Annotated in this window: 8 protein-coding genes; 3 read left to right on the forward strand and 5 right to left on the reverse strand. The window is 41.7% G+C overall.

The genetic code is table 11. The features are described from left to right. Window positions 1–1,356: 1,356 nt before the first annotated feature. Window positions 1,357–1,788, reverse strand: a complete 432-nt coding sequence (gene rpiB / locus CS022_RS23875; RefSeq protein ID WP_129124372.1) for a ribose 5-phosphate isomerase B — start codon at window positions 1,786–1,788, stop codon at window positions 1,357–1,359. 932 nt (window positions 1,789–2,720) lie between these two features. On the opposite strand from rpiB, the gene CS022_RS23880 reads away from it, so the two are divergent. Both CS022_RS23880 and CS022_RS23885 read left to right on the forward strand, forming a co-directional pair. Next, window positions 2,721–3,671 carry an NAD-dependent epimerase/dehydratase family protein gene (locus CS022_RS23880; RefSeq protein ID WP_129124373.1) on the forward strand — a complete coding sequence of 317 codons (951 nt, stop codon included), beginning with the start codon at window positions 2,721–2,723 and terminating at the stop codon, window positions 3,669–3,671. Between the two features lie 12 nt (window positions 3,672–3,683). Further along, complete coding sequence (locus CS022_RS23885; protein WP_129124374.1) at window positions 3,684–4,868, forward strand: MFS transporter; 1,185 nt, start codon at window positions 3,684–3,686, stop codon at window positions 4,866–4,868. A gap of 4 nt (window positions 4,869–4,872) precedes the next feature. On the opposite strand, the gene CS022_RS23890 is transcribed toward CS022_RS23885, so the two are convergent. The 3 genes from CS022_RS23890 to CS022_RS23900 form a co-directional block, all read right to left on the reverse strand. Beyond that, window positions 4,873–5,880 (reverse strand): AraC family transcriptional regulator, encoded by a 1,008-nt coding sequence (locus CS022_RS23890; RefSeq protein ID WP_129124375.1) that lies wholly within the window; start codon window positions 5,878–5,880, stop codon window positions 4,873–4,875. A 443-nt stretch (window positions 5,881–6,323) separates the two neighbouring features. Then, on the reverse strand, window positions 6,324–6,776 hold the full coding sequence (locus CS022_RS23895) for a hypothetical protein (protein ID WP_129124376.1): 453 nt from the start codon (window positions 6,774–6,776) through the stop codon (window positions 6,324–6,326). Window positions 6,777–7,241: 465 nt separating this feature from the next. Continuing rightward, the gene (locus tag CS022_RS23900) at window positions 7,242–8,120 is read right to left on the reverse strand and encodes a LysR family transcriptional regulator (RefSeq protein ID WP_002538149.1); all 879 of its coding nucleotides are present in this window, start codon (window positions 8,118–8,120) and stop codon (window positions 7,242–7,244) included. 62 nt (window positions 8,121–8,182) lie between these two features. On the opposite strand from CS022_RS23900, the gene CS022_RS23905 reads away from it, so the two are divergent. Further along, a complete protein-coding gene (locus CS022_RS23905) occupies window positions 8,183–9,175 on the forward strand; it encodes a nitrilase family protein (protein WP_129124377.1) in 993 nt (330 codons plus the stop codon). Window positions 9,176–9,419: 244 nt separating this feature from the next. On the opposite strand, the gene CS022_RS23910 is transcribed toward CS022_RS23905, so the two are convergent. Further along, the gene (locus tag CS022_RS23910) at window positions 9,420–9,839 is read right to left on the reverse strand and encodes a GNAT family N-acetyltransferase (protein ID WP_129124378.1); all 420 of its coding nucleotides are present in this window, start codon (window positions 9,837–9,839) and stop codon (window positions 9,420–9,422) included. Window positions 9,840–9,939: the final 100 nt, after the last annotated feature.

The raw sequence follows: 9,939 nt of genomic DNA on the forward strand, positions 1-9,939 counted from the left end.
GCATCGGCCTCTCTGAGGATCGCAACGATCTGTGTTTCGGTGAACCGTGACTTTTTCATGGTGTTCTCCTGCAGTTAAAGGGCAGAAAACTCCAGTTTAGACTGTCTCAGGATAGGGGAAGTGGACACTTCTCCTCACTATCGGCTGCCTATCTTTGAATTTTTGGTCTCTATTAGTTTCTTTAGCATGTTCATGAACACGTTCATCTACTGACTTTCGTGTAGGTCCTATTGTTTCAGTTGCATCCATTTTCTTACTCCTGTATCAACATTTAAATAAAAATAATTTAGTATTCTTGATGAAGAATAAATTATATAAATTTCATTGATATTTTATAATGTTTCCGATGAGATAATCGTATTGAAATATATTAGTATATAACGCTCGCCTAAACCATAAGCAACTTATTGCGAGTCCAGTGCCCAAAGGTCACGATTTTTAAAGCACTTGTTAGCTGTTTGTACGAAAATAACTTTTACCTATATATAAAAAGTGTAAACCTGACAATATTGGGAGTAATAGTACAACACTAAATATCCTCGTCACGCTTGCAAAAATACAAAAAGTTATTAAGCAAGAAACTAATCCAACTACCAATAAAATCTTGTTGACCTTGAGGTTACGATTAGATCTGATTGAACCATACATAATAAACTCAAATATGCTAGCTAGGGAAATTAAGCCAGCAATATCGCCTGAATAGAGGAATGCGATGAAGAAAAACAATAATACTCTGGTTACAACCGGCTCTTATGAAGTTGGGGTGAAAATAGAATATGCGCTGCCCAAAACTGACATGCTTCCAAAAACGATTAACAGAAGTGCTGCGGGGAGAAAGCAGATAACCATTTTGAGTATGTAAAGTTAACGTTTGAATTTACTCATACCAGCTAACAGCGCTATATCCCCCAAAGTGTCCAATATAATTCATGGGTGAAATTTGCGATCGTCTGCACACCTCGAACCCTCCGGCGTGAAGAGAATTGTCTAAAATCCTTTGCGGGAAAAAACACCAAAATGGGGAATATGAATTATATTGGACAAATTGGCTGATATGGATATTTATATAGTGATATTTTATCGGCTAATTACCCCATCGCACTCAACAAGTATCGAGAAATCCTAAATGCTGATTAACGGTCAATTTCGGATAAAATTTTTTATGTAAATCTCAGTATTAGACTCGCATAGTGCTTTTGTACTAAATCATTTTTGGGTGATTTCGAGTTACGCCAGACGAGCTGGCGCGTATTTGGACAAAAGTCAGTTAGTACTATTGCACTAACATGACCATATTTGATTAGAAAATATATCTTGAAACCTTAACTCTTGTTATACGTAACCAATGAAGCCAAATTAGGTAATAGGTATTTTGTTAACTCTATTTAGGTGACGCCCAGCTTCAAAAGGAGTAGAGATAAATGAGTCTACAATTTGAACGGCTTCTTGATAGGAAATGAATCTAGCCGGTAAAGCCAATATATTAGCGTCGTTATGCGACCTAGCTAGAGATGCGACTTCAACGTTCCATGCTAGCGCGCACCTAACTCCCTGATGTTTATTTGCAGTAATCGATATTCCATTGCCACTTCCGCACATGATAATGCCTATATCATGTGATTTGTTATCAATGGATTTAGCAAGGGGATGTATCATATCTGGATAATCGCATGATTCTGAGCTAAATGGGCCAAAGTCATCTACTGAGTACCCTTGTTCTTCTAATTTGGTAATCAGCTGCTTCTTATAAAGGTAGCCAGCATGATCACCACCTATCGCTATTTTCATGTAGAACTATCCCAGTACTTAAAATTTTAGTATCCGTATAACGCCTGCCAGCACAAGCAAAAATGGCGGAGCGGTTTTTTGTCCTGTGGCTGCATTTGTTATCCCTTGCTCCATGTTTTTCGCGGCTTACCGTCAGCACCTACAGAAAAAGTTACCACATTCCGCTTTGCTGCAAACCGTGTTTAAGTTACCAAAAAAAACAACAACTTGAATGTGAATTCAACTGCGTGATTGGAATTTCAGACAAGCCACTCAAACTGGTGAAGATTTGCGCGGTTTCGAGTTGCGCCAGACGAGCTGGCGCAGATTTGGACAGAATCAAGTTGGCAAGACGATTTCTGTGTGCGCCATATGCATTAGTAAAAGTATGGGTAACTTACGTCTCACTGAAGGTATTTTTGATTAACTCGAAAGCCATAGTCGTTTATATACAAAAAGAATGCAGATAGAAGAAGCATTCCGCGACTTGGAAAGCCCCGCGTATGGACTGGCTCTGTGGCATAACAGAACGCGTTCTCTCTATTCCTCGTTTAGGGAAAGAGGTGAGAAACCACCGACGATATTGTATCAATGGACAGTAATATCAGTGGGCTATGCTCGAATATCAGCGGCTGACACATTTATCTGGTTGGGAGAATTATGAGAAGATCCTTCAGGACTCTCCCCTAAGGGGATGAAAACCTATGCATCAAACTAAATCGTAGAGGGAACAAAGAAAAGACATATCGTATCGCTTTTTCTTAATTCAATCTTTGGCCACTCTCAAGCTGTTACTACCGACTTCTAGCAAGTCTATTACAACTCAACGAATGTTTAAATCCAGCGGTTACGAACCATATTGTACTGAATTGTCAAGCTTTTGTCCTTAGATGTTCAGACGCCTCACCTGCGGCATTAGATACTTAGATTACATTCTCAATTAGGTATTACATATGTCCCCGCATAATACTGTTTTGGTACTCGGTGGTAATGGACATTTAGGTCAAGCCGTTATTCGCCAATTAATCAGCCAAAGTATCCATGTCATCAGTGTTAGCCGTTCAGCCACTCAAGTGGTGAAAGGCATTGATTACATTCAAGGCGACCTGAGTCAGGTTGAATTTGTTAAGTCTCTTCGCCACAAAGCCAATGTCGTGATTCATTGCGCCAGCCCAGCCTATTCACATTGGAAAACTCAGTTTTTGCCAATGACAGATGCCATTATTCAAGGCTTTGAACACAGTGAAACCAAGCTTATTTATGCGGATAATTTATATGCCTATGGCCAGCATTCTCACGCGTTAACTGAGACCGATGCGTATTTGACAACTAGCACTAAAGGTAAAATTCGAGCCAAAGCCGCTCAACGCCTATTGGATGCACATCACAAACAAATGCTAACCGTAAGCATTGCACGCGGTTCTGATTTTTATGGCCCAAATATAAAGCACGCACTGCTTGGAGAGGGGGTGTTTGGTGCGGCTGTGGCGGAAAAATCTGCCACATATGTGGGTAATTTGTCTGCAAGACATAGCTTCACGTTTATCGATGATTTTGCCCGTGCACTCATTTTACTGGCATTGGATCATGAACGTGAAGGCGAAGTGTGGCACGTACCCAATGCACCCGCAATTAGCCCAAGAGAGATCCTACACAAGGTATATCAGCAAGTTGGCGCACCACTCAAAATTACCAATGTTCAAGGCGCGATTGAAACAGGTTTAAGTTGGATCATGCCATCACTTCGCGCCATTCAAGAAACACGTTATCAGCGTGATTTTGATTTTGTAGTCAACGATCGTAAGTTTTGTCGTCATTTTAGTTTTACGCCTACTTCGTTAGACGAAGGCATCGCCCAAACGCTCGCTGGTTGGAAATTAAGCCCCTTTACTGTTGCTGCTTAAAAAGGACTGAATATGAAACTCACTATTGCTACGTTGTTTTCGGCAATTTTCGTTGCCACACTAGAATTTGTCATGATGATCCCCGTTGGGGCGCTCATCGCTGAAGAAACTGGGCTAGGGATTGAAAATGCCCCACTTTTGATTTCAATCTATCCTATGTTTGCGCTCATTTCTGCCTTGTTAACGGCGCCTTTTTCTGATTATTTTGGCCGTAAACCTATCTTAATCGCGCTTATTTCTGGGCTGATTATTAGTTGTTTGTTATCCATGTTAGCCACTACTCCTAGCCATATTCTTATTTTAAGAGCCTTTGCTGGCATGGTTGCGGGTATTATTATGCCGAACGCAATCGCCTATGCTGGGGATGTAAGCCATGATTCAAAGCGCGCAAGTGTGGTGACGTGGTCGTTATTGGCGATTCCAATGGCATCAAGTTTCGGTGTGCCTTTTATGGCGTGGTTCGTTGAGATTACTTCGTGGCAAACAGGGTTTGGCTTTATCGCGTTACTATCGCTATTGCCATTGGGGTTGGCTCTGGGGCTACAACCGATATCAACGGGCGTGACTCAGTTCAACGCACGCAAGCTGTATAGTGAGTTGTTTTCATTGTGGCAACACACGGCCACACGTTGGATACTGATCATTGAGTTTTTATTGGTACTGGTCGTGTATTGCGTGGTACCGCAACTAGGCGTTTGGTTAGAGCTTAATTTTTTGATGTCCAGTATCGAAATTGGAATGTGTTTTTTAATGGCAGGGTTTGGCGCTATTTTTGGTAACCTCATTGCCAGTCATTTTGTCCGTCGTGGTGCGCGCCTATTCCCGATTGCTTTTGGCTCAGGTCTATTAATGCTTGTTACCGTTATTGCAACAGCAAACTGGTTACCAATGGCATTTATCAGTACTTTGCTATTTTTTATGATGATGGGCGATGCAAGTCGATATCCCGCTGTACAAGTGATGTTAACCGAAATCGTGCCAATTTCATTGCGAGGCCGATTATTGCTTATGAACATGATCGTGACAAATATGGCGATGGCAACAGGAGGTATAGTTAGCTCCCTACTTACACATCAGCATGATCAGCGTTTAGTCGGTATGGAATTAGTTGGCTATCTGATTGTGGGTCTTAGCTTGCTGATTTTTATGGCACTATCTCGATTAAGTCGCCGTCAGTACTATATTGTGAGCCACTAGCTTCTTAGCTTCTTAGCTTCTGGCGATATTGACTTGGTGAGCAGCCAAACCAAGATTTAAACGCCCGAGTAAATGCACTTTGATCGGAATACGCCAATAAAAAGGTAATTTCGATTAAACTTATGCCGCGGTTTAGATACTGTTTTGCGAGTTCTTGGCGACACACGTCGAGTAAATTCTTAAATTGACACTGATGCTGTGCCAGTTTTCTCTGAAGGGTTTTCGAACTCATGTTCATTGCCCTCGAAACGACTTGAATATCGCATTTCCCTTCGCTTAAGCCTTGGTGAATTAGAGCTTCGACCTGCTCGAGCAAGCTCGATTCTTGAGGCAGTTGGGCCAATAAATGATTGGCATGAGTTTCCAAGAGTACTCTCACTGCGGGGTCGTGACCACCCAGTGGCATGTGTAGTAAATTAGTATCGAACACCAATGCATGATCTACTTGCTCAAAATACACTGGACAATCAAAATATTGAGTAAAAGAATCGTAATCTTCAGGCCTAGGTTCAGGTAACGAAAAATACACACAGTGAATTTTCCCTTGCTCTTCTAGTGCTTGATTAATCATACGATATGCACTGAACACGCCTGAGATTATCATACTAGGATGTGGGTTAACTGCATGACGATATCGCGTGATCAATTTAGCCTTTTGCTCATTTTGTTGAATGATTAATTTGCTGGCATTCGATTGCAATTGATAAAACCGCCGTGCGTGCTCCAGCGCATGCGCTAACGTAGGGCTTTTCAACGCAATAAAGCCTGCAATGGAATAGTCTGATTGGCTATTTAGTACAAAATCAAACGCAAATTTTTCATCGCCCAACGATTGGTCTATGTGCTGATAAAGCCGATTAAGCAGGGTTATGTCAGAATATTGTTCCGCATTTTCTTCTACTTCTGGGCTGATATTACATTGTCGCATGAGTGTCGATTTATTCTTACCTTGGCTGTGCAAGTAATTCAACAGATGGTTAATAAGGCTATTGGCAACAAAGTATTCAGACATGATTGATTCGCAATTAGATTGATCGGCGGTAGCACTGCGGATTCGCCTGAAAGGTGAATATAATCACCTAACCAGTTTAAATACAACAATATTTCCACATATACCCAAGTAAAGGAGAATTCATAGCAAAAAATCAGGCATAAAAGCGAGGGCCACTGCAGAGCTATCAAGTTTTGGGGCATAAACCTAGAGCAGATTGTGCTGGACGAGTTTGGGCGATTTCGAGTTACGCCAGACGAGCTGGCGCGGATTTGGACAAATTTGAGTTGGCGAGGGTAATTGCTGGATAGCCTACTTGCTAATAAAAACTAATGGATTATTGGCTAAGTGCTGCATGATCTAGTTCTTGGGGAGCAGGTCAACTCGGCCAACGCCCAAAGCTCAGTCGCGAACACAGAGAGCGTCCAGCCCGCGTTTTCTGCGGGCGATTGTACCTTTGTTTGTTAGGCATTGACGTTGGCCGTTTGCCCAATATGAACAGCGATGCGCCAAAAATAGAAAGCTTCAATAACTATAGTAATCAGTACATTCCACATAGTAGTTCCCTCGGAAATGTCAAAACCAGAGCCCACCATTACTATGTTCGTAACTACTGCTAAGGGAATAAACACAACTAGAAGCCTAACGGTAACAACCCACCCTATGGCAAAGTACTTGGCTAAGAAATCAGTCCCTGAGTCACCGCCATTGCTGGAGTATGCGTATAGAAGACCGATAATCGAAACAGGAATTAGAATCAATATTGACAATAAATCAAATTGATTTGGTTCACTGGGTGGAATCATGGCCAAGCCTACAAATATTGTGTAGGCAACTAAGTATTTGAACATGCTTTTCTCGGTTACATTCCCAGCAATAAAGTCCTCTTTTAGCGTATTAATTCTCCAAAAGTACATCTTTTCTCCTCGGTTAAGTTTTGGTAATACCTAGCGCCTGCCAGCACAGGCAAAAATTGCAAAGCGGTATTTTGTCCTGTGGCTGCATTTGTTAGCCCTTGCTCCATGTCTTTCGCGGCTTACCGCCAGCGCCAATTGAAAAAGCTACCGCATTTCACTTAGCCGCAAACCTCGTTTGAGCCACCAAGAAATAACAACCTGAATGTGAATTCAAATGAGTTACTAGAATTTCAGACACGCAACGCAAACAAAGGTTGTTCAATCACTTCGACATAAGGTGCTGACCTGAAAAGTCGCGCCTAAATCAATTTTGGGCGGTTTCGAGTTACGCCAGACATGCTGGCGCGGATTTGGACAAAAATGGCTTAGAGTTGGAACTCTAAGCCATACAGATCAGATAAACTGGGGTAGGGGAAAATCTAGGTTACTACAGCCTACGAGTTCTGTGGCCATTCACCTATAGAATCAACTACGTTCAATTTGCATCTTCTCAACAAATTGAATGAAATTATCTTTTGCAAAGCTCTCTAACTGCTTATTCCAAATTAGGCCGACATCCCATGAGCTACTTTCCCCGGGCAGTTCCCAAAAAACGACGTGCTCATTCGCAATATGCTTTACACTTGCTGGAACAATAGTGAAGCCCAAATTTGCTGATACTAGTGCCAACAATGTTTGAATATCATCGGCCTCCTGAACTACATTAAGTTTTTTCTCATGCTCCTCTAATAGCATGTTAATTTGTTGGCTTAGCCCCTTACCTCGCTCAGGGTTAAGCTGTAAATAATCGATTGAATCTAACGAAGACCATAATTTGTTTTTGTCTATGATTTGGCTTCTATGTATCGCAAGCACTAATTGATCTGTACAGAGCTTCACGCCCGTCAGCGGAGCTACAGCTGGTAGTCGACTAAAGCTAAGATGAAGATCCCCCAGAAGTAGGAACTCTGACTGCTTTTGAGATGGTATATCGTTAAGTGTAATGTGGATCTCTGGGTAGTGTTTTTTAAACTTAGCTATGTAATCTGGTGCAAGGTGGTAGGAAGATATACCAAAACCTATATTAAGAGTTCCTGCAATTCCCTTTGCGACTCGTTGAGTTAGAGATTTATAAGATTCAAAACTCGATACAATTCGTTGCGCTTCAGGTAAAAGAGCTACGCCTGCCGCAGTAAGACTGGCTCCTTGTCTTCCTCTCTCAAATAAAACTACTCCACAAAAAGCTTCAAGGCGCTGAATCTTCTTAGTTAAAGCTGACTGAGTGATGTGTAAGTGCTCTGAAGCTACTCGATAGTTACCATCTAACGCTAACTGGCAGAATGCGCGTAAATCGATAAAATCCATTCCATAAGCTCATTAAATATAGGAATTTTATTCATTATACGGAATCAAACGACCTTTTTAAAATGGTTGATATTCACCAAGTAAAGGGAACAATTATGAAAGATATCCGTGTTGCGACTGTCCAATTTAACCACCATGCGAACGATAAAAACTACAACTTATCGGTCATTCAAAGTTACGTAGAAAAGGCGGCTAAACAAGGGGTAAAAATCATCGCATTCCCTGAAATGTGTGTGACTGGTTATTGGCATGTTTCGAAACTTAAAAAATCAGAGATCAATGATTTGTCCGAGTTCATCCCACAAGGGGAAACATCTCAACGCTTGCTAAAAATGTCTGAACAATACCAACTCAGCATAGGAGCAGGTTTAATTGAAAAGGACAAGGACGGAAATTTCTATAATTCTTACATAATGGCCATGCCTGATGGCCAGATAGCCAAACACAGAAAGCTGCATACGTTTGTCAGCGAACACATGAGAAGTGGTAATGAATACACTGTATTTGATACGCCACATGGATGCCGCGTAGGGATCCTGATTTGCTGGGATAATAATTTAGTCGAGAATGTTCGAATAACAGCATTAAAAGGGGCTGATATCCTAGTCGCGCCTCATCAAACAGGCGGCACGAACTCTCGCAGCCCCAATGCGATGGGGTTGATTGATCCCGAGCTTTGGCATAATCGTAAACAGAATCCAGATTCGATTCGTTCTGAAATGCAAGGTTCTAAAGGAAGAAAATGGTTAATGCGTTGGCTACCCGCGCGTGCCCATGATAATGGCATGTTCCTGATCTTTAGTAACGGTGTTGGGGTTGATATGGATGAAGTTAGAACGGGGAATGCGATGGTGCTCAATCCCTACGGCGAAATTATCGCTGAAACTGGCTGCGTCGATAATGATATGGTTATTGCTGATCTCAATGCGAAAGATCTAAATATGTGTACAGGCAGACGCTGGATCAGAGGTCGTAGACCTAATTTATACGCTCCCTTAACGATGGAAGGGAATGAATTGACGCCTTATCAGGCAAGATTCTCGACACTAAAATAGATGACGTAACTTATTGAGTGGTCGCCAACGAATAATACGTTGGCGACCATTAATATATTGTTTCATAAAGAGCCCCTAACAAACTTTGGGGCAATTTTGAGTTACGCCAGACAAGCTGGCGAGGATTTGGACAGAGTAAATTTGGCAAGGTGAGCTCTGTGTTCGCCTGATGTATAACGACAAACATAGGCAATTTACGTCTTACTGAAGGTGTTTTAGTTAACCTGAAAGCCATTGTCTCTTGTTATGTGAATGTTTTCTCATGACTAACGTGGTGCGTATTTACAGGTAAATAACCACAAGCTTCGTAAAATTGACTCGCTCTTAATGTGTCGGTAAATAAGGTTACTTTCGTAAAGTACTGAGTCGCGTGTTCTTCAAGAAATTGGAGCAATTCGCGCCCAACACCCAAACGGCGACTGCACTTACTGACGTAGAATCGACGCAACCGTGCGCAGTTATCTTGACGATTAATACCGCCGATAGCGACTAACTTACCATCGACCCTAACAGTAACAAGGGTTTCACCGTGCTTATTGAACTTATTGACTCCACTTGTAAAGTCATTTTGAAGTCGGGCTAAAAAGTGAAACCCCTCTGATTGGCTTTCAGTCAGCAAAGCTTCAATATCGCTTGGTAATTGTTCTGCTTTCTCAATCTTCATAAATTCACATAACAGTGTTAAACACCTGAACATAAATCAGGTTAATGTAGTGGTTTAATGAACCCGGACACCATTTAAGGTGGTAAAGTCTCCACCAAAG

The organism is Veronia nyctiphanis (assembly GCF_004116385.1).
Lineage (GTDB): Bacteria > Pseudomonadota > Gammaproteobacteria > Enterobacterales > Vibrionaceae > Veronia > Veronia nyctiphanis.